The sequence below is a fragment of the Haloarcula taiwanensis genome (assembly GCA_002844335.1).
In the GTDB taxonomy this organism is placed as follows: Archaea; Halobacteriota; Halobacteria; order Halobacteriales; family Haloarculaceae; genus Haloarcula; species Haloarcula taiwanensis.
The window spans coordinates 2,504,979-2,523,627 of record CP019154.1; the positions used below are offsets into that span (position 1 = coordinate 2,504,979).

Annotated in this window: 21 protein-coding genes; 4 read left to right on the forward strand and 17 right to left on the reverse strand. The window is 64.7% G+C overall.

What is annotated here, in order from left to right:
- Window positions 1-14 precede the first annotated feature (14 nt).
- Complete coding sequence (locus tag BVU17_12680) at window positions 15-194, reverse strand: ribbon-helix-helix protein, CopG family (GenBank protein AUG48336.1); 180 nt, start codon at window positions 192-194, stop codon at window positions 15-17.
- A gap of 152 nt (window positions 195-346) precedes the next feature.
- On the opposite strand from BVU17_12680, the gene BVU17_12685 reads away from it, so the two are divergent.
- Window positions 347-1,579, forward strand: coding sequence for a hypothetical protein (locus tag BVU17_12685; GenBank protein ID AUG48337.1), 1,233 nt, complete (start codon window positions 347-349; stop codon window positions 1,577-1,579).
- A gap of 209 nt (window positions 1,580-1,788) precedes the next feature.
- On the opposite strand, the gene BVU17_12690 is transcribed toward BVU17_12685, so the two are convergent.
- Entirely contained in the window at window positions 1,789-2,865 is a 1,077-nt protein-coding gene (locus tag BVU17_12690) for a hypothetical protein (GenBank protein ID AUG48338.1), read from the reverse strand.
- 191 nt (window positions 2,866-3,056) lie between these two features.
- Entirely contained in the window at window positions 3,057-3,998 is a 942-nt protein-coding gene (locus BVU17_12695) for a short-chain dehydrogenase (GenBank protein ID AUG48339.1), read from the reverse strand.
- Window positions 3,999-4,082: 84 nt separating this feature from the next.
- Between BVU17_12695 and BVU17_12700 the strand changes: the two genes are divergently transcribed.
- Window positions 4,083-4,337, forward strand: coding sequence for a thioredoxin family protein (locus BVU17_12700; protein ID AUG48340.1), 255 nt, complete (start codon window positions 4,083-4,085; stop codon window positions 4,335-4,337).
- A gap of 74 nt (window positions 4,338-4,411) precedes the next feature.
- Window positions 4,412-4,708: a hypothetical protein gene (locus BVU17_12705; GenBank protein AUG48341.1), complete on the forward strand. Its 297-nt coding sequence runs from the start codon at window positions 4,412-4,414 to the stop codon at window positions 4,706-4,708.
- A 50-nt stretch (window positions 4,709-4,758) separates the two neighbouring features.
- Here BVU17_12705 and BVU17_12710 read toward each other — a convergent pair whose 3' ends face one another.
- Genes BVU17_12710 through BVU17_12740 form a run of 7 tightly spaced genes read right to left on the reverse strand, consistent with a single transcriptional unit; the run spans window position 4,759 to window position 13,095 of the window.
- Entirely contained in the window at window positions 4,759-5,394 is a 636-nt protein-coding gene (locus BVU17_12710) for a thiamine-phosphate diphosphorylase (protein ID AUG48342.1), read from the reverse strand.
- A 42-nt stretch (window positions 5,395-5,436) separates the two neighbouring features.
- Window positions 5,437-6,498 carry a transcriptional regulator gene (locus BVU17_12715; protein ID AUG48343.1) on the reverse strand — a complete coding sequence of 354 codons (1,062 nt, stop codon included), beginning with the start codon at window positions 6,496-6,498 and terminating at the stop codon, window positions 5,437-5,439.
- 2 nt (window positions 6,499-6,500) lie between these two features.
- Window positions 6,501-7,178 carry a phosphate transport system regulatory protein PhoU gene (locus tag BVU17_12720; GenBank protein ID AUG48344.1) on the reverse strand — a complete coding sequence of 226 codons (678 nt, stop codon included), beginning with the start codon at window positions 7,176-7,178 and terminating at the stop codon, window positions 6,501-6,503.
- 3 nt (window positions 7,179-7,181) lie between these two features.
- Entirely contained in the window at window positions 7,182-8,123 is a 942-nt protein-coding gene (locus BVU17_12725; GenBank protein AUG48345.1) for a phosphate ABC transporter ATP-binding protein, read from the reverse strand.
- Window positions 8,116-10,770, reverse strand: coding sequence for a phosphate ABC transporter, permease protein PstA (locus BVU17_12730; GenBank protein ID AUG48346.1), 2,655 nt, complete (start codon window positions 10,768-10,770; stop codon window positions 8,116-8,118). Before BVU17_12730 ends, BVU17_12725 begins: the two co-directional genes overlap by 8 nt.
- Window positions 10,767-11,888, reverse strand: coding sequence for a phosphate ABC transporter permease subunit PstC (locus tag BVU17_12735; protein ID AUG48347.1), 1,122 nt, complete (start codon window positions 11,886-11,888; stop codon window positions 10,767-10,769). The genes BVU17_12730 and BVU17_12735 overlap by 4 nt, the downstream gene beginning before the upstream one ends.
- Before the next feature lie 52 nt (window positions 11,889-11,940).
- The gene (locus tag BVU17_12740; GenBank protein ID AUG48348.1) at window positions 11,941-13,095 is read right to left on the reverse strand and encodes a phosphate ABC transporter substrate-binding protein; all 1,155 of its coding nucleotides are present in this window, start codon (window positions 13,093-13,095) and stop codon (window positions 11,941-11,943) included.
- Between the two features lie 331 nt (window positions 13,096-13,426).
- On the opposite strand from BVU17_12740, the gene BVU17_12745 reads away from it, so the two are divergent.
- Complete coding sequence (locus BVU17_12745; GenBank protein ID AUG48349.1) at window positions 13,427-14,431, forward strand: histidine kinase; 1,005 nt, start codon at window positions 13,427-13,429, stop codon at window positions 14,429-14,431.
- Between the two features lie 42 nt (window positions 14,432-14,473).
- On the opposite strand, the gene BVU17_12750 is transcribed toward BVU17_12745, so the two are convergent.
- The 7 genes from BVU17_12750 to BVU17_12780 all read right to left on the reverse strand — a co-directional run bounded on the left by BVU17_12750 (window position 14,474) and on the right by BVU17_12780 (window position 18,466).
- Window positions 14,474-15,259, reverse strand: a complete 786-nt coding sequence (locus BVU17_12750) for a hypothetical protein (protein AUG48350.1) — start codon at window positions 15,257-15,259, stop codon at window positions 14,474-14,476.
- Window positions 15,260-15,549: 290 nt separating this feature from the next.
- Window positions 15,550-15,936, reverse strand: a complete 387-nt coding sequence (locus tag BVU17_12755; protein ID AUG48351.1) for a rhodanese — start codon at window positions 15,934-15,936, stop codon at window positions 15,550-15,552.
- A 38-nt stretch (window positions 15,937-15,974) separates the two neighbouring features.
- Entirely contained in the window at window positions 15,975-16,517 is a 543-nt protein-coding gene (locus BVU17_12760; GenBank protein AUG48352.1) for an NUDIX hydrolase, read from the reverse strand.
- Window positions 16,514-16,927: a hypothetical protein gene (locus tag BVU17_12765; GenBank protein ID AUG48353.1), complete on the reverse strand. Its 414-nt coding sequence runs from the start codon at window positions 16,925-16,927 to the stop codon at window positions 16,514-16,516. The genes BVU17_12760 and BVU17_12765 overlap by 4 nt, the downstream gene beginning before the upstream one ends.
- On the reverse strand, window positions 16,927-17,340 hold the full coding sequence (locus tag BVU17_12770) for a hypothetical protein (GenBank protein ID AUG48354.1): 414 nt from the start codon (window positions 17,338-17,340) through the stop codon (window positions 16,927-16,929). Before BVU17_12770 ends, BVU17_12765 begins: the two co-directional genes overlap by 1 nt.
- A 23-nt stretch (window positions 17,341-17,363) precedes the next feature.
- The gene (locus BVU17_12775) at window positions 17,364-17,816 is read right to left on the reverse strand and encodes a hypothetical protein (GenBank protein AUG48355.1); all 453 of its coding nucleotides are present in this window, start codon (window positions 17,814-17,816) and stop codon (window positions 17,364-17,366) included.
- A 152-nt stretch (window positions 17,817-17,968) separates the two neighbouring features.
- Window positions 17,969-18,466 carry a ribosomal-protein-alanine N-acetyltransferase gene (locus BVU17_12780; protein ID AUG48356.1) on the reverse strand — a complete coding sequence of 166 codons (498 nt, stop codon included), beginning with the start codon at window positions 18,464-18,466 and terminating at the stop codon, window positions 17,969-17,971.
- Between the last annotated feature and the right edge of the window lie 183 nt (window positions 18,467-18,649).

Consider the following 18,649-nt stretch of genomic DNA (forward strand, 5'->3'; position numbering starts at 1 on the left):
GACCTCGGCCTCGCTCAGTCACGCTCGTTCGCGTCTTCGGTGGCGCGCTGTTTCAGCCACTCATCGAGCAGGTCGCGAATCGCGGCGTCCCGGTTGTCGCGGTGGTCGGCGAACGCCTTGTCGTCAATCGCATCGAGCAACTCCTCGTCCAGTTCGACCTCGATCGATTCGAGGTCCAGAAACGCTTCGTCCATTGATTACGGGGAGTTGAACGGCCAGAGAAATATATCCTCGTCAGACAGCCGTCGGTCAGTCGCGTGACAGGGGCCATAGAGGCGATGAACTCCAGAAGCCTGTCAGGAAACCGCCGTGCTTTGATTACGACTCGTGTCGTATTCACGTCGTGATGGGCTCGCTACAGTCTCTTATCGGTCCCCACCGGCTCGACGCGCTCGGCGCGTGGACGGTAACGGGAATTCTCATCGGCGGCGTCGGACGGTTCCTGGCCGGTGGCGAATTCGAGTGGGCAGTGCTCACGGCACTCCTCGTCGGTATCGCGGTCACGGTTCCGTTCGCCACGCGGAATCTCGAAACGACGGTGCCTGCGGAGTTGCTCGGACTGGTCGCGGTCCCGGTACTCGTCCGGACGGTCGGCGGTTTCCCGCAGGTCACCCCGTTCCTCGTAATCGCCGGGGTCGCACTGCTGTTGGCCGTTGTCCTCGATGCGTGTACCTCACTGACGATGACGCCGCGGTTCGCAACGGTGTTCGTCGTCATCGTGACGATGGCCGTCGCGGGCGTCTGGGCGGTCGGTATCTATGCGACCGACACGCTACTGGGAACCGCGTTCCTCGACGGGCAGACGGAGCTGATGTGGGACCTCGTCACTGCAGCGACCGCCGGTATCATCGCCGGTGTCGTGTTCGAACTGTACTTCGAACGGTCGGCGCGCATCGCCCGACTGCGCGTCTCGGGCGCAGACCCATCCGAACGTGACCAGTCGGGTACGTCCCTTCCCGGAGACGGCAAGCACCACCGCATCGCGGTCCGGACGCTACAGGCGGTCCTCGGGGTAATATCCGCCTTCGCGCTCGTCCGGGGCAACGTGACGCTGTTCGTCAACAGCGCCGGCCCGCTGGCGATAACGTTCCTGCCGGCGCTGTTCCGCCGGGAATACGACTACGCGATGGACACCGGTCTTGTGCTGTGGATCACGGTGGCGTCGACGCTGCACGGGGCCGGCGCGCTCGAACTGTACCAGGCGTTTGGCTGGTACGACAGCCTGGCCCACGCCGTCTCGGCGTCGCTGGTCGCCGGCGTGGGGTACGCGGTCGCGCGGGCGGTCGAACGCCACTCCCGGGCGGTCGATTTCAACCGCGGGTTCCGCGCCACCTTCGTCGTCCTGTTCGTCCTCGCGGTGGGCGTCGGCTGGGAGATACTTGAGTTCGCAAGCGGCGGCCTCGCGTCGGTAGTCGGCGGCGAGGCGGTCCTGGCACAGTACGGCACGGGGGACATCGTGAACGACCTCGTGTTCAACACGGTCGGCGCGCTCGTCGTCGCGGGCTGGAGCACCGCCCACTTCGAGGGCATCGCGGCCCGGCTCACCGGCCGGGTCGGGCGGCTCGCGGGCGGGGACTGAGCGTCCCGAGAGTGGGGCTGCGGTACGACAGACCGGCGCGTATGGAGCGAACGCGACTCGACTTCGACCGCTACTTCGAAGTGGTCATGGAGGCCGGCAAACGCCACAGCATAGAGAACGACGGAGACGCCCCTAGAGACGGTCAACGTCTACACGCCGCCGCGGTAGCCGTCAGGCCTCAGTGCCGTCGACCGGTAGTACTTTCAGCGTCACTCGACGCCGGCTTCGGCGTCCATCGGGTCCTGGATGTCGCCGACGACCTCCTCCAGCAGGTCCGTGACCGTCACCAGCCCGACGACTTCGCCGTCTTCGAGCACGAAGGCCAGTTCTTGGCGCTCGGCCTGGAACTGGTCGATGGCGTCACTGACGGTGGTGTCGGGCGACATCGTCATCGGCGGCGAGGCGACGGCTTCGAGGTCGATGCCGTCGAGCAGGCCGCCCGCCCCGTCCTGTTCCTCGCGCTCGTCGACCAGCGCCGGGATGTAGACGATGCCGAGGAAGTCTTCGAGCGTCTCGCCGACGAGCGGGTAGCGGGTGTGGGGCGTCTCGGCGATGCGCTCGGCGTTGGTCACGTCGTCGTCGGTCGGCGACAGCGCGACGATGTCCTCGCGGGGCACCATCACGTCGCCGACTTCACGGTCGCCAACGCGGAACGCAGAAATAATCTCCTCACGACGCTCGTCGGGCACGTCGCCGCGGTCCAGAACGGAACCGAGTTCGTTGCGTAGTTCGGCCCGGGACTCGATGCTGTCGACCTCCGCTTCGAGCCACGCGCCGGACATCTCGACACCGAACAGCCCCAGCGTCCACTTGGCGACGCCGTCGCCGACCTTGATAATCGGCGAGATGACCCACGCGAAGTAGTACAGCGGCGTCGCGCCGTACCGGCAGACGAACTTCGCGCGCTCGACGCCGAGGTACGTCGGCGTCTGCTCGCCGTGGGTCAGGTGGACGAGGTTGATGATGAGGAAGGCGATGGCCGCGCCGGCCCCGACGCCGGCCAGCGCAGAAGACTGGAAATACGGCTCGAAGATGGCAGCGAGCGCCGGCTCGGCGACGATACCGACCGCAATGCTGGAAGCGGTGATGCCGACCTGACAGCTCGTCAGGTAGATTTCGAGGTCGTCGGTCATCTCCCAGGCCCGACGGAGGCCGGGTTCGTCGAACTCCGACTCCGAGTACTGTCTGGCCCGGGTCAGGGCAAACTCGATGGCGACGAAGAAGCCGTTTGCGAGGATCAGGGCGACCCCTGCAAGCAGCCTGAGCGCGATTTCGACTGGTTGCATGTATCGGCGGGATTCACCAGCCGGACAGGAAAGCGTGGTGACATCGGGTCAGTCGCCGGCCCCCCGACGGCGGGCGAGCCAGCGACCGACGACCAGCGCGGCAGCGCCCGCGACCGCGGCGAGCGCGAGGCGAAGAGGCGGAGGAACGGCCCGGAGCTGGCATAGCACGTCCGCACCCGAGAAATAACCGTTTACGCGCGCTCGAAGTCGTACTCGACGCCGGTGAGGTCGGTCGAGACCGCCCAGAGCCGTTCGGCGGTCGCCTCGTCGCGCGAGGCCGCGTTGGACTGCTGGAACTCGGGCGGGCCGCGCATGTCGAGCAGGCCGCCGGGGCCGACGTACTCGCCGCCGATGACGTCGTCGGCGGTGGCAGCGTACAGCATCGGGAGCGCGCCCTGCTCGGCGGACTGGGCGAGCACAGCGTTGGCGAGGCCCATAGCCGCGGTTCGCAGCGTCGACCCCATCTCCCGGGGTCCGCGGAACTGGAGGTCGGTGTCGGCGTAGCCGGGGTGGCAGGCGACGCTTATCACGTCGTCCCAGCCGTGGTTGCCCAGCCGGCGCTGGAGTTCGTAGGCAAAGAGGAGGTTGGCGAGCTTGCTCTGGCCGTAGGCCGACCACTTCCCGTAGGAGCGCTCGCCCTGCAGGTCGTCGAAGTCAATCTCGCCCATCTCGTGTGCACCGCTGGACTGCGTGACGATTCGGGACTCGCCGTCGGCGGCCCCGAGGAGGTCAAGGAGGTGCCCGGTCAGGGCAAAGTGACCCAGATGGTTGACGCCGAACTGCGTCTCGAAACCGTCGGCCGTCTCGCTCCGGGGAATCGCCATGACGCCGGCGTTGTTACAGAGAATGTCGACGGCGTCGTAGTCGTCTTGGAGGCCGTCGGCGAAGGATTCGACGTTCGAGAGGTCCGCGAGGTCACACTTACGGATATCGAGCGTCGCGTTCGGCACGGCTTCGCGGATCTCCGCTGCGGCCGATTCACCGCGGTCGACGCTCCGGCAGGCCATCACAACCGTCGCGCCTCTGCGAGCGAACGCCTTCGAGCCTTCAAGTCCCAGCCCGCTGTTCGCGCCGGTTACGACCACGGTTCGGTCCGTCAGCGGGGGCATGTCTTCGATAGTCCAGCCTGTCATTGAGGGAGCTACGGGCGCGAAGCACTGAAACCCATCGCCGACGGGAGAGTGAGAGTCTTATGCTGTCGCCCCCGTGTTCCAGTGATGAGCGACGTGTCGATCACCGTCTACACGCGCGAGGACTGCCATCTCTGTGAGAAGGCCATCGAGACAATCGAGCAAGTCGCCGACGACGAGGAAGTCGCTATCGCGCTAGACCTCGTCGACGTTGACGAAGATCCCGAGCTTCAGGCGGAGTACGGCGAGCGCGTTCCCTACGTCTTCGTGGACGAGTCGCCGGCGTTCAAGTACCACGTCGACGAGCGACAGTTACGCGAGAAGCTGCAGCAGTCGGCGTAGCGGTCTGGACACGACAGACCCTCTGTCGCGGCTACCACCGCAATTTATTAATTCTGGGGCGCATCTCACCGCTGATGCCCTCCAGTATCAGCAACGCTGTGTTCAGCGAACCGTCCGGGCCACGGATCGCTCTCGTCCACTTCGCTGGGTCACTTGTCTTCGCCGGTCTCTACGTGTCCGCCTGGGTTACCGAGGGTGCTGTCCCGGACAGCTGGTTACTCGCGATGGTCGTCGGAACCGGATTAGCGGGCGTTGCGGAGGTGTTGCCAAAGCGCAGACGACAGACAGCCGGCGTCCTCCGCTCGGTCGCGATTCTCGTGTTTCTCTGTCTCGTCGTCGCCCTCGTCGCGCCCGACCTTCTCGGTATCTGAGCGCCGCCCGCAAACCGGGCTGTCTCGGCGGTACCGCGAACAAGCCAGTGCTATCGCCCCTGCTCGACGGCACTGTGTAACGCGTCCGTCGCCGCTGTCGGGTCGTCGGCCTGCGTGATTGCTGTGATGACAGCGACCCCGTCCGCACCCGCTCTGACGACCTCAACGGCGTTATCGGCCGTGATGCCGCCGATAGCGACAAACGGGATGTCTACTGCTTCTGCGATAGCAGCGACTCGCTCGGTGCCGATGGCGTACTCGTCGTCATCGATGTCGTCTTTCGAGCCGGTAGCAAACACTGCACCAACGCCAAGATAGTCCGCGCCGGCCGCCGCCGCTTCCCGGGCGTCTTCGACAGTCGAGACCGAGCGCCCGATGAGTGCGTCCTCGCCCAGCAAGTCCCGCGCGACCGGAACAGGAAGGTCGTCGTCGCCGAGGTGGACCCCGTCAGCGTCGAGTGCCTGTGCGATGTCTACGCGGTCGTTGACGACGAACGCGACGTCGGCCTCGCGGGTCAGGTCCCGCAGTTCCCGACCGAGTTCGTAGCGTTCGCGCGCGGTCCGGTCCTTCTCGCGGAGTTGGACGACGCCGACGCCACCGTCAATCGCGTCTGCGACGATTTCGTCGGTTGTCCGGCCCGCCGAGAGCGACGCCTGCGTGACGAGATACACGTCCCAGTCGACCATAGCCAGTCTCGGAACCGATGACTCTTGTGTGCTGTGCGTTGGTCAGGACTCTGTTTCAGCTGTCGAACTCGACGCGTTTGCCTCGTCGGTGTCAGTTGCCGGGTCCGAGAGCGCGCCGTCGCGAACAGCCATCCGGAGCCCGAACTCGGCGATATTACCGCCGTGTTCCGCCGTTCTAGCGAGGCTGTCGAGGGCGCGCGTGAGCCGGTAGTCGGCGTCACCGGACTCGAACAGCTGTCGGTCGAGACTGGTTATCCGCTCTCGAACGTCCCGGCGCGTGGCCAGTGTCTGTCGGGCGGTGTCGACACAGGCGTCGCCAATGATCACTCGGACAGCGTCCTCGACGACGGCGTGGACATCCTGTGCAATGCTGTCGAGGGCTGTGATGATACGCTCGTCGGGTTGGCCGTCGAGTCGGTCGGCGACGGTCCCGATGCGCTCGGCGTGATCGGCCACGCGTTCGAGTTCGTTCGCGGTCCCCCAGAGGGTGAACAGTTCGGGACGGGTCAGCCCGAGCGCGTCTATCTCGTCGAGGCGGGCCAGCCCGCGCTCGAAGTAGCGGTCTATCATGGCGTACAGCCGGTCGGCCTGCTCGTCGCGGTCGGCCCACCGGTCGCCGGTCGTCCCGGTCGTGAGCGCGGCCATCGCGTCCCGGTGCATCGACAGGGCGACGAACTGGAGCTGGCGGACCGACTGGCTGACGGACACCTCGCCAGCATCGAGCATCGTCCGGACCGTGACCTGTGACTCGGTCGCCTCAGCGACGGTCACACCTGTCAGGTTCCGGGTGACGCGTTCGATGGCCCGGTGTTGTTCGTCGCTGTAGCCATCGGGGACTTCAAGGACGACAGATTCGACGCCAGCGGCGTAGGCCGCCCGCAACAGCTGCTCTATTTCCGCCGGGTCGTCGTTGCCGACTTCCAGTCTGAGGCGGTTCCGCGCCGTCGTCTGTGACTCAGGGGTCTGGATTACCAGGAGCCCGTCGATGTGCGTGTGGAGGTTCACCGTCGTTCCGGCCGTACAGTTCTCCGATTCGGCCCACTCTTTTGGGAGCGAAACGGTGTACGTGCCGCCGCCGACGGTCTGTATCTTTCGGGTTTCCATAGCTAGTAAATGAGTTCTGAGTCGGTTTCGACCATGTACAGCGTGCGTGCCGCGATGTTGACCGCGTGGTCGCCGACGCGTTCGAGGTCCCGAACCGTCAACAGGAGCCGGGACACGTCGTCGAGGAGTTGCTCGACCGCCCAGCCGTCGTCGCCGTCGGCCTCCCGTTCGATGAGGTCCCGGGCGACGGTCTCGCTGGCCCGCTGGCAGAGCGCATCGAGCGCGTCGTCATCAGCCGCGATAGCGCGACAGTCCTCGACGGCTTCCAGTCGATAGGCGTCGATACTACGCTCGACCATGTCGGTGGCCTCGCGGCCGATAGTGTCGACGTCGACCTCGGGGGCAAGTCGACGGTCGGCCGACTGTGCGTAGGCCGCGAGGTTCGTGGCGAGGTCTCCCACGCGTTCAAGATCGGTGATTATCTTGAACGAGGCGGCGATAAAGCGGAGGTCGGTCGCGACCGGCTGCTGGAGAGCAAAGAGGTCGATACAGTCGGCTTCAAGGGCCAGATACAGCTCGTTTATTTCGTTGTCACCGTCGATGACAGACTGCGCCATCTCCCGGTCGACGGTCCGGAGCGCAGTGAGCGCCGATTCGAGTCGCTCGACGACCAGATCGCCCATCCCGACCACGCCGTCCCGGAGTTCGTCCAGTTGTTGCTGGTACGACTCGCGCGACATGGGTCACCCGAACTTGCCGGTGATGTAGTCCTCGACGCGCTGGCTCTCGGGGTTCTCGAATATCTTGTCGGTGTCGTCGTACTCGACGAGTTCGCCGCCGGTGAGGAACACGGCCGTCTGGTCGGAAATGCGGGCCGCCTGCTGCATGTTGTGGGTGACGATGACGACCGTGTAGTCCTTCGACAGCTCCTCGACGAGGTCCTCGATTTTCGAGGTGGCGATGGGGTCCAGCGCCGAGGCCGGCTCGTCCATCAGGATGACCTCGGGGTCAACGGCCAGACAGCGCGCGATACAGAGGCGCTGTTGTTGCCCGCCCGAGAGGCCGAGCGCGTTGTCGTCCAGTCGGTCGCTAACCTCGTCCCACAGCGCGGCCTGCTTCAGCGAGCGCTCGACGAGTTCAGCCTCTGCCTCGGTGTCGTCGCGACCGAACAGGCGCGCGAGCAGGCCCTTGTTGATGTCGCCGTGCTTGCGCGGGCCATACGAGATGTTCTCCCGAATGGACTTCGGGAAGGGGTTGGGCGACTGAAAGACCATCCCGATACGCTTGCGCAGTTCGACGAGGTTGGCGTTGGGGTCGTAGATCTCGGTCCCTTCGAGTTCGACCGAGCCGTCGATGCGGGCGGCCTTGATGCGGTCGTTCATGCGGTTGAGACAGCGAAGGTACGTCGACTTGCCACAGCCGGATGGCCCGATAAGCGCCGTGACGCTGTTCTCGGGGATCTCCATCGAGACATCCTTCAGCGCGTGGTCATCACCGTACCACACGTCGAGGTTCTCGACCGAGAGCTTCGATTTGCCGTCGAAGTCGTACTGCCGCCACGCCTCGCGGATCCGCTCGTCGCTCTCGCCGGCCGTCGTCTCGGCGCTTGGCGAGGTGGTGTCGACTGTCTGTCCGCTGTTCGTTTGCGTGTCCGTGCTCGGCTCCGTGTTGATGCTATCACTCATAGTTGAGTTTCCTCCGGAAGTATGTCCGCGCCGTGATACCGACTGCGTAGAACGTCAGCACGACGATCAGCAGAATAAACGCTGTTGCCCATCCCATCTGTGGCGACCCCGACACCCCGGCCGCGATGACGGCCCACACCTGCGTCGGCAGCGACGCCGAGGCCGAAAGCAAGGCGTCATTGACGATGAACGGTGGCCCCGAGACGAAGCGGAAGCCGTCGATGACGTCGACGGCGGCCGTCGCGTTCAGCGTCGAGCCGAGGACAAGGATGAGCGGGGCAGTCTCGCCAGCGATGCGGCCGACGCCGAGGATGACGCCGGTGATGACGCCCGGCATCGCCGCCGGAAGGACGACGCTTTTGATGGTCTCCCACTGGGTCACACCCAGTGCCGCGCTGGCGTCGCGGTACTCGTCGGGGACCGACTTGATTGACTCCCGCGAGGTGATGAGCACCAGCGGCAGGAGCATGAAGCCAAGCACCAGCATCCCGGCAAGCAGCGACTCGTCGCCGCCAAGCCGGGGAATCAGGAATGCTGCTCCGAACAGACCGAAGACGATGCTCGGCGTGGACCACAGCGCGTTTGTCGCGATTTCGACCACCGAAGTGAATCGGCCCTGCTCGGCGTACTCGGTGAGGAACACTGCCGCACCAACACCCAGCGGGACGGCGAACAGCGTTGCGCCGATCACCAGCCACACCGTGCCGATGATCGCAGGCACGATACCGCCGGGCTCGGCTCCCAGCGGAATGTAGGCCTGCATCACCATCGGCCACGAGAGGCTCCCCTCGTTGGCAATGGAGACGCCGAGAACGTTGAACGATGTACCGGTAGCGGCTACGTGCAGGCCCACTAGCGCGGTGAAGCCGGCCGCACCGACGAGGCCGAGTCGCGTCTCCTCAGTCAGCAGGCGGCGGGTAATCGTCTCTTCGCTGGACCGCTTTGCAGCCGTGGTGAGCGTCGCCAGCGCGAGCGAGGCCACAGCGGCCCCGAGCGCGACCGCAGGCACGAGATTTACCGGACCAACTCGCGGATTGATGCCGGCAACTGGCTGGAGCAGCAGCGTCGCCAGCAACAGCCCGAGTCCGCCGAACACCCCCAGCGTGAACAGCGGGGCCTCCCGCTGTGCGCTCTCCGCCAGCGTCGGCCCGTCGCTTGCGAGCACGCCGACGAGTGGGGAGACTGCGAGACCGCCCGCGGCGACCGATCCGGCGACGACAGCGGCGAATGCAACCGTCTCGTTGAGTGGGAGGCCGAACGGAGTCGGGCCGAAGGCGAGGAAAAAGCCGATGAGGACGACCATCGCGAGAACTGCCGTCGGGACGGCCTGTCGGATCGAGCCGGCTCGGTCAGACTGGGTCCCGACGTTGCGGAGCGAGCCGAACGACCGGAAGAACGTGACCGCGAGCAATAGTGCCGGGAGGACAAGCAGCAGCGTCCCGACCGTCGTGCTGGGCGTCACTGCGAGCGCTGTATCGAGCGCACGTCCCTGTCGGTTGACCTGGACAGTGTAGGTGTAGGCGTACCGCAGCGGGGTGCCGGTGACGAGCACGCTCGCAAACACCGCAGCGAGCGAACCAACCGCCGCCAGTGGGAGGATCCGGAATAGCTGTCGCGCGCCAGTGTTCCAGTCAGTCGTGCCCGCAGGCGAACGAGCGAACTGGATTGTAGCCAGAAGAGCTGGCGACAGGAGGACCAGTGCCGTCAGCGCACCGATCGACAGTCCGTGGACGGCGTAGCCGATGCCCTTGATGGTCACGAACACGACGATTGTCGCCATCACAGCCACCATCAGGAAGGCGTTGAGGTTGATGACGAGGAAGGCCCCGTACTCGCGTCCCCGGGCACCGAACCCGGCGCGGCACTTCGCGGCCGACCAAGCCGACAGCAGCGTCCCGACCAGGAGGAACACGGGGATGACCGCGCCGCCGGTGAAGCCACCGGAGAGCGTCTGCGGGCTCCACTGCCAGCCCACGCCGATGGTTCCGGTCACGATTGTCAGCCCGAGTGCGCCGACGACGATAGCCGTCGGGAGCGTCGAACCAAGGTCCTCACGAGGGAGGATCGCCAGCAGGAACAGGCCGACGCCGGCGACGGCGGCGGTGACAAGCCACAGGAGCGAGCCGAATCCGGCAAGGGAACCCCCGACGACGGCCCCCATTGCGAGGCCGAGCGCGCCGAGCGCGCCGCCAGAGAGCAGGCCGGCACTCATGTTCGGTTCCGTGTCCACGAGTTCGAGCCGGGAGGAGACACCGGCGGCAGTGATCGCCAGTGCCTCGACTAGCAACACGGTGCCCAGCAGTGTCGCCATCGTCACCGGAAGGGTCGCGGCAAGAGCAGTCAGCGCCACCGTCGAGATAACGAGGCCCAGCCCGATGCCGCGGACTCGCTGTGAAGTGACCGGGACGACGTTGAGGAAAGAGGCAAGGCCAGTGATGCCGACGGCTCCGACGACGACGGCCAGCAGCGTTCCGAGGGCCGTGGTGAGGGCACTGCCGCTGGTCCCGGGCGGGACGAGGTTCACGAGCGTGACGAGCCCGAGCGTGAAGCCGACGACGCTGAGCGCTATCGCCGCATCGAGTCCGCGGTCGTAAATGTTCGAATCCGCACTGACGAGCTGATCCGTTGTCGCGTAAGCGTCACTCATTGTTGCCCCTTCAGTTTCCGTTGCATACGTCGCTCGATGTACTGCGAGACGATGCTCATGCCGGCGACGATGACGAACAGCATGACACCGGCGACGAACAGCACGTCGACGGTGCTCTCCGAGGCGCTGCCGTACTGGGTCGCAATCAGGCTCGTCAGCGTCGCGTTGGCGTCGAAGATATCGAACAGCGGGTCGGCGAACTGTGTCCCCGAGGCCATGATGGCGGCGACGGCCATCGTCTCGCCGATAGCCCGGCCCAGCCCGAGGATGACGGCTGCGGAGATGCCCGAGAAGGCCGCCGGGATGGAGATGCTCTTCATCGTCTGCCACTCGGTCGCGCCCATCGCGACGGAGCCGTCACCCATCGACTGCGGGACGCTGGAGAGGGCGTCCTCGCCGACGGAGACGACCGTCGGCAGCGCCATCACGCCAACGACAACCCCGGCGATGAGGAAGCTTGCCCCGTCGTCGAGGAAGTTCGTCTGGATGAAGCCGTTGAGTACCTGGAAACCGATGAATCCGTAGACGATGGAGGGGATGCCAGCCAGAATCTCCACGCCGGGCTTGATGAGTTCCCGCAGGCGGTCGCTGGCGACCTCGGCGATAAATAGCGCGCCGAACAGACCCAGCGGGCCGGCGACTGCGCCCGCGATGAGAGTGACGACTACCGTCGCCCAGATCATCGGGATCAGCGAGTACGCCCCGCTGAGTGGGTTCCAGTACGTCGAATCCGACGGCAGGACGGCGTCGAGCCAGAAGAACCAGCGAGCCGACCCGCCCTGTTCTGGAATCAGTAGCAGTCCAAGCCCGTGTTCGAGAAACGCTGGTAATGCGCTCGCGAACAGGAAGAACGTAATAAACGCGACGGTCAGCACCGTCAAAATCGTCGCGACCAGCGTGAGCAGGCGTGCAACCTCGGCCTGATAGGTGACCCACCCGACCGCCGTGACGAACACGAACGCGAGTAGCATCGGCAGCGCTATCGCCGGCCGAAACAGGAACACGAGAATCGTCGCCGCCAGCGTCGTCGCTATCGCGCCGACCGCAAGCGCTGCGCCGTCGATTCTGCCCCCGCCCGACACCGACTCACTCTCCGTCGTTGGTATGTCTTCTGTCATATTATTGAAAATCGACCGAGACGGTCGAAATCGTCAGACTGCGTCCGGCCGGTTACACCTGGTCGGGGAGCTTGGCGCGCTGTTCTTCCTGACGGCGCGCACCGAGCTTGAAGTAGTTGTTCGGCGCGACGAAGGTGTCCTGACCGAAGTCGGACAGGATCATGTTGATGACCGCGGCTTCCTTCTTCGAGGTGCCTTCCCACGTGTACATGTGGAGGTCACGCGAGAGGGGATAGGCCTTCGAGTCCAGACCGTTCTGGTCGTCCTGATAGCTGTAGGTCGTCCCTTCCCACTCCAGGGCGACGGGGGCCAGGCCGTCGGTGTCGATGAACGCCAGCGCGAGGTAGCTGATGGCGTTGTCGGCCTGTGCGATGGCCTGTGCGAGGCGCTGGTTCTGGCCGTAGCGGTTGGCGACAGAGGTGTCCTCCTCGGGGTTGCCGAAGACGTTGGAGACGAAAGAGGTCCGGGTACCCGAGCCTTTGACACGGCCGAGGACCTGAATCTCGCGGTCCGGACCGCCGAGTTCGCTCCAGTTGGTGAGTTCACCTTTGTAGAGGGCTTTGAGCTGGTCCCCGGTAATCTTCTCGACGCCGGCGTCGGCGATTTCCTGGGAGACCACGAGCGGCTGGCCGTCGACCCCGACGACGTGGTCGACGAACTGCTCGTAGGAGTCACGGTCCGGGAGTTCGTCCTCGACGTTCCCGGAGGAATTACCGATGTCGTTCTGGCCGTTCATGACCTTCTCGACGCCGGTCCCGGAGTGGGAGAGGCCGACGGTGAACTGGAACGGCGGCCCCTCCTCGCCGCCGGCTTCGAAGCCGTAGAGGCCGGCCCAGTAATCGGCGAGGTTCTGGTCCGTGTCGATGTCGTACTCGCCGTGGGGCCAGTACTCGCTGTCGCTGGCCGGGCGGTTGGCGTTCCAGTAGGACGCCGCCGTGTTGGCGATGGGGTACACCGTCGAGGAGCCGCCCGATTCGAGCGGGCCGACGCTCTCCTGGCTGGAGCTTTCGGTCGCTTCCGTCTCCGCCGAGTCCATCTCCGTCGACGCCGCCTCGGTGTCCGCGCTCCCGCCGGAGCTTCCGTCGGAATCGGATCCGTCGCTGCCGCTGGAACAGCCGGCGATTGCAGCGATACTGGTCGCACCCGTTGTTGCGATGAATTTCCGCCGCGATACGAGGTCTGACAGCCCGTCTGGATCGTGCGCCATCACCAGAACCCAGCGGGACAGGTAATAAGTAACCTGCTAAGATAGCTATATCTATTGGTGTATTACTATATAGATATGGTATGGCAAAAACTCACAAACAGGTAGACATATAGCAGCGAATATGCCGCTATCATGCCGTCAGAGCCCCGAATATGACCGATACTGATGAGCCGCTAGATATAGCATTTTCACCGGTTTGAATTACCTATACCGGCGAATATCGTCGTATCATCGGCGTGTAGCCGGACAATATGTCCTCAAATATTAGAGCTCCGATACAGTATATAGATATGAGTGGATTTATACCATCCCGTGAACGAGTGCCAGTCACATGGAGACACGCAAGGTCCAGGTGACAGGCGGGTCGACGTACACCGTCTCCCTCCCCAAAGAGTGGGCAACAGAGAACGACGTGAGCGCTGGCAGCGTCGTCGAATTCCACGCTGAACGGGACCTACTGTTGCTCGCTCCGCAGCGGGACAACGGCCGCGTAGAAGGGAGTCTCGACGTGGAAGGGCTCGAAAACAGGCACGAACTCACGCGGGCGGTAATGACGATGTACGTCAGCGGCTTCGACATCATCCAACTCGAAGCGACCCGGATCACGGCCGAGCAGCGACGCATCATCCGCGATGCGACCCAGGGACTGGTCGGTCTGGAGATGATCGAGGAGACGACGGACCGGGTCGTCCTGCAGGACCTGCTCGATTCATCGGAACTGTCGGTCCACAACGCGATCACACGAATGCGACTGGTCTCGTTGACGATGCTCTCCGATGCTGTCGAGGCGCTCATCGAGGACGACGACAACCTCGCAGCGGACGTGATGCAACGCGACGACGACGTGGACCGGCTCTGGTACATGGTTTCGCGCGTGTTCCGAACCGTCCTCCGGAACCCGACGGCGGCTAACGAGATCGGCTTCCCGCGCGAGACCGTCTTCGACTTCCAGTCCAGCGCCCGCCAATTAGAGCGTATCGCTGACCACGCGACCAAGATCGCTAGCCTCTCCCAAGAGATTGGGGAGATAACTGGCGAAACCGCCGACCTGCTCGATCAGCTGGAAACCGAAGCCATTGCCGTCCCCGAAACAGCGATGGACGCACTGTTGACCGAAGACTCCGACGAGGCCGTCGAACTGGCAAACGAGGCCCGGAGTCAGATCCCTGACGTCGACGAGACCGCTCGCGAAGTCGACGGCCAGATCCGCGAGTTCGACCCACAGAGCGCGCAGGTGCTCGGGCTCGTCGTCGACTCACTGTCCCGGACCGCCGACTACGGCGGCAACATCGCCGAGAGCGCGCTCCAGAAAGCCGCACCGCGGCCACAATCCTGACCACTCGACAGTATACAAATCAGGCGCAGCCACCCTGCGGCCTTAGCGTGTCGAAACGATGCAGTGGCGACGATGCCGCCTGAGCGTTTCGAGGCACGCGACGGTGTCAGCGAGTGCCGGACACGTCACCGGACAGTCGTCGTAGAGATACCGAACGAGACTGGTTCCGTCGACACCGGAGAGAGCGGCGGTCGACCGACCGTGAAGCTGTTGCTGGCGGGTCGCTGCCACTGCCTCGCACTCGCTTTCGATCTCGGCGAGCTGATTGTCGATGCTGTCGAGTCGGGCCGGGTCAGTCGTTCTGCGTGCGTTCGCACCGAGTGCGGCCCCGCGGCGTTCACAGTTGTCAAGCGTTGCTCGCACTGACTGTAACGACTCCCGCTCGCGTTCGAGCGCCGGGAGCAGCGTCTCGCGCTCGTCGCGTGCTCTCTCACTTGCGGTTAGCAGCGCCTCGTACAATTGTGGAGTCAGGCGCGTTCCCGTGGCGATCTGCGTGCCGAGTTCCGGGCCGAACTCCATCGACATGTTGGCTTCCAGCGAGTCATCGTACTCGGCTTCGAAATGTGGCACAGCCATAACCGTCTCTCGGTAGGCTTCCCTGACGGCACGCAGGTTCGTATCGGGTTTCGGCTGCCGGGCACTGAGCGCCGACATCCCTCCCCCAGATGTGTCGACAGTGCCTGCGGCTCGTGCCGGCGGCTCGATAGATACAAGCTGGGTCCGAAAGCGCCGGAACGCCGTCAGTTCAGCCTCGACACAGTCGATTTCTCGTTGAACGACAGCGAGCGCCTGCTCGGTTCGCGGCTGGCTTGTCTCGGTGTTAGACACGGAACACTCAGCCGGAGTGTTTGCTCTCGTCGTATAGGTATTTTATATGTTCGCTATATAGACGACCGTATCCCTACCGGTGAAGTCGGCAGTGGTCCGCTACGATCAGCGCGACACTTCGCTGCCAGCAACAGGTGCCGGCAGTCCGTCGACTCACGCCGTCCGCAACGGATGCACTTTTCCCGAGTGGGAGACTACGACCTGCTGGTGGCGATGACGAGATGTTACCCCCGCTGAGCCCCTTGTGACGATGCACTATTCCTGAGCCACCATTTCACCCCGAACAACAGCTAAAACGGTGCAGCAGGGCCTTCGTCGGGATCTCCGTCAACAGCCGCAGTGTCTGCCGTCGCCTCCCCGTCAGCGGTTGCACGTTCCAGCGGCCCGTCCCAGCCGTTCAGGCCCGGTTCAAAACTTACAACATCGCCATCAAAGCCTTCATACGACGCGATAAGCCGGGCAGCCTGGACGCTAGACTTCCCCTTCGGACAGACTGTCACGACCTCGTCGTCGCCTTCGAACCGTTCGACTTCGTCAACGAGCGACGGGAACGGGACGTTCTCGCTTCCGGGAATGTGGCCTCGCTCGAACGCGCCGGGCGAGCGGATATCGACCACCCGGACCGTCTCTTCGTCGAGTTTCGACCGGAGCTCGTCGGCGTCGATTTCGCCGTCCATACCCAGCCGCTAGCGGGCGATGCCTAAACCTTCACCGGCTACAGCAAACCGTCGGCCTGTGCCAGCAGGATGCCTTCGATGGTTGCGTCGTTGGCCGGTTCGCGGCGGGCGACCTGCAGCGCTTCGTCGATGGGAACGGTCGTCACTGAAAGGAATTCGTTCTCGTCGAGTTCCCGGTCGACCGGTTCCAGTCCCTCAGCGAAGACGATGCCGCGGCGGTGCCGGAGCACGCCGGTCGAACACGAGAACTCCTCGATGAGTGAGACGCCGGCGGCTTCGAACCCAGTTTCCTCACGGAGTTCGCGCGCGCCCGCAGTCGTGTAGGACTCGTCGTCCTCGACGATGCCGGCGGGGAGTTCGAGACACTGCTCGCGGATGGTCGGGCGGTACTGGTCGACCATGACGAGTTCATCGCCGGTCGTGGCCACCACGACGGCCGCGTCGGGCAGTTCAGCCCAGTAGTAGTCTTTCTCGGACCCGTCGGGCTGGCGAACTCGGTCGTAGCCGCCGGTGTACCAGCCGGTCTCGTACTCACGTTTGCTCTCGACGATGGGCCACTCGTGGGCCGACTCGCGGGTCATACGTCCTGTCGGACCGCGACGTGGTAAAACGTGCCGTTGTGCCGGACGACGACGCCGTCGTCGGTCACAGCCCCGTCGTACTGCTGTCGCAAGGCGTCGCGTTCGTCAAAGGGCGAGTGGGTGAACGCGCCCTTGAGTCCGAACGGGCCGCGCCAGTACGGCTCGGACTGCCCGGCCGCCGACGCGGATGCCTCGGCCAGCGCCGCGCTCGTGTACGGGAAGCGTCGCTCGGACTGGGTGCTCCAGTTGATGGCAGTGCCGTTGTCGACGCTGTACTCGCCGTCGCTCGGCGTAGCGACAGTGTAGTACGGGTCGCCGCTCTTGAGGAGGCCCGGGAGCGCACCCAGCGCCAGCAACAGCACAACGACGGCGATGATTCCGAGCAATGTGTTCCGTGTGACCGGACGCATCAGACGACCTCGCGGTAGATGCGGCCGAAGGCCTGCCGACGGAGCGTCCCGACGGCGGCCCGGCGTTCATCTTGAAACGTCGCCGCGACGGCCTGCTCTGCGAACTGGGCGGCGTGCCAGGCGACGTGGTCGACGTTCTCCGCGCCGACCAGCGTCACCTCACAGTCCGTGTCTTCGCGCCACTCCTCGAACTCCGCCATCGAACCGACCTGAACTGCGAGCGACTCTGCGAACAGTACGTCGCGGGCGGTCTCAATGACCTCACTGGTGACCCGCTCCTCGTAGGTCTCCGGGTCGAGACCCATCGCCTTCGCGACTTCCTTGACGACCACCTGCGCCGTCGGCCCGAACGCGTCGTAGCGCTCACTGGCCTCGGCTGCCGATGCCGGCGCGAACTGCCCCTCAGTGTCCATACGTCCCCTTGCCGCCGGCGGGACTATTCGGTTTCGTCTTCGTTCGTGGCAGTGTCGTCGCCGTCGACCGACGTATCGCCGTCGGTGGCGTCGCCATCGCTCTCGCGTAGCATCTCCCGCGTCAGGTCGCGCGCCTCGGCCAGCACCTCGCTGTCGTGGTCGCTGAGCGCGTTCGACCCACGGTGGCGGTCCGCCCCCTGCGGCAGGTCGGTGTGGCCGTGGTCGTGTTCATGGCTGTGGCCCCCGTCGCTGCGGTCGACGGTGTCTTCAAACACCTGTGGGAACTCCGTCTCCTCGGCGTACTCGACGACCTCGGTGGACAGTTCGTCCTCACCGAGCTGGCCCCAGTCGGGGACGCGCTCGTCGAGCCACGCTTCGTGGTCGTCGCCGCCGGTCATCGCCGTAAACGCGAGATGATTCGCCAGATGCACGTCGTCGGCTTGCGGGTCGTCACACACTGGACAGGCGTATCCCATCAGTGTGCGAACCGTGGACGCGGAGCCGTATATGCAGTCGGGGTCTCGGAGCGGTGGGTACTGCGAGAGGACTGGCTGCGAAGGGGCGTCCGGCAGTAGACGACGGGAGTGCGACCACAGCGCTCAGACAATGCCAGACGTAGCCGACACAGTCATAATAGTCGGACCATCACAAGCGCATCTTCGCCGTTGCTGTAGTAGTTCGGAATAGTCTTGCGGTGCTCGAACCCGAACCGCCGGTACAGCTTTCGTGCGCCGTCATTGTCGGCCCGGACCTCCAGCTTGACTGAGCCGGCCCCCGTCTCGCCGATAACCTCGAGTGCGCGCGTCAACAGCGCGCTCGCAACCCCCTGCCGACGGTACGCTGGCCGAACCGCGAGGTCCTTGATGTGGCCGAGCGGGGTACCGTGGTTCGGCACCGTGTCCGCGATGACGTAGCCCGCGACGGCGGGCGGGTCGCCATCGTCGTTGCCGGTTTCGGCGACGAGAAACCCCGGTTCGCCGAGATAGCTCTCCAGTGCAGAAAACGGCCACGGCTGTGGAAACGACGCCTGCTCGACGCGGTGGACCTCGATGAGGTCCGCACGGACAGCGCGCCGAACCGCCGGGGTACCCGGCGTCTCCGGCCCGTCTGGAGCGACCGTTGTCACGTACGCATTTCGGTGTGGACCTACATATGTGTTACCGCCGACCGAAGATACCCGAGTTCTGACTGTTTGTCGATAGGTACTGATAATTCATGCATCGATACGACCCTGCCATGGTTAGAAATGCGGAAGGTTCTTTACTCTGACGAGTGTATCTATGCATGCACCCATTTGGGTGCCACCACC

Bases quoted from the DNA above. Each gene is read 5' to 3' on its own strand.
- BVU17_12730 (AUG48346.1), bottom strand. From the start codon at position 10,770: ATGAGTGACGCTTACGCGACAACGGATCAGCTCGTCAGTGCGGATTCG.
- BVU17_12710 (AUG48342.1), bottom strand. From the start codon at position 5,394: ATGGTCGACTGGGACGTGTATCTCGTCACGCAGGCGTCGCTCTCGGCG.
- BVU17_12770 (AUG48354.1), bottom strand. From the start codon at position 17,340: ATGGACACTGAGGGGCAGTTCGCGCCGGCATCGGCAGCCGAGGCCAGT.
- BVU17_12760 (AUG48352.1), bottom strand. From the start codon at position 16,517: ATGACCCGCGAGTCGGCCCACGAGTGGCCCATCGTCGAGAGCAAACGT.
- BVU17_12740 (AUG48348.1), bottom strand. From the start codon at position 13,095: ATGGCGCACGATCCAGACGGGCTGTCAGACCTCGTATCGCGGCGGAAA.
- BVU17_12705 (AUG48341.1), top strand. From the start codon at position 4,412: ATGCCCTCCAGTATCAGCAACGCTGTGTTCAGCGAACCGTCCGGGCCA.
- BVU17_12775 (AUG48355.1), bottom strand. From the start codon at position 17,816: ATGGGATACGCCTGTCCAGTGTGTGACGACCCGCAAGCCGACGACGTG.
- BVU17_12715 (AUG48343.1), bottom strand. From the start codon at position 6,498: ATGGAAACCCGAAAGATACAGACCGTCGGCGGCGGCACGTACACCGTT.
- BVU17_12690 (AUG48338.1), bottom strand. From the start codon at position 2,865: ATGCAACCAGTCGAAATCGCGCTCAGGCTGCTTGCAGGGGTCGCCCTG.
- BVU17_12695 (AUG48339.1), bottom strand. From the start codon at position 3,998: ATGACAGGCTGGACTATCGAAGACATGCCCCCGCTGACGGACCGAACC.
- BVU17_12700 (AUG48340.1), top strand. From the start codon at position 4,083: ATGAGCGACGTGTCGATCACCGTCTACACGCGCGAGGACTGCCATCTC.
- BVU17_12685 (AUG48337.1), top strand. From the start codon at position 347: ATGGGCTCGCTACAGTCTCTTATCGGTCCCCACCGGCTCGACGCGCTC.
- BVU17_12745 (AUG48349.1), top strand. From the start codon at position 13,427: ATGGAGACACGCAAGGTCCAGGTGACAGGCGGGTCGACGTACACCGTC.
- BVU17_12735 (AUG48347.1), bottom strand. From the start codon at position 11,888: ATGACAGAAGACATACCAACGACGGAGAGTGAGTCGGTGTCGGGCGGG.
- BVU17_12680 (AUG48336.1), bottom strand. From the start codon at position 194: ATGGACGAAGCGTTTCTGGACCTCGAATCGATCGAGGTCGAACTGGAC.
- BVU17_12755 (AUG48351.1), bottom strand. From the start codon at position 15,936: ATGGACGGCGAAATCGACGCCGACGAGCTCCGGTCGAAACTCGACGAA.
- BVU17_12720 (AUG48344.1), bottom strand. From the start codon at position 7,178: ATGTCGCGCGAGTCGTACCAGCAACAACTGGACGAACTCCGGGACGGC.
- BVU17_12765 (AUG48353.1), bottom strand. From the start codon at position 16,927: ATGCGTCCGGTCACACGGAACACATTGCTCGGAATCATCGCCGTCGTT.
- BVU17_12725 (AUG48345.1), bottom strand. From the start codon at position 8,123: ATGAGTGATAGCATCAACACGGAGCCGAGCACGGACACGCAAACGAAC.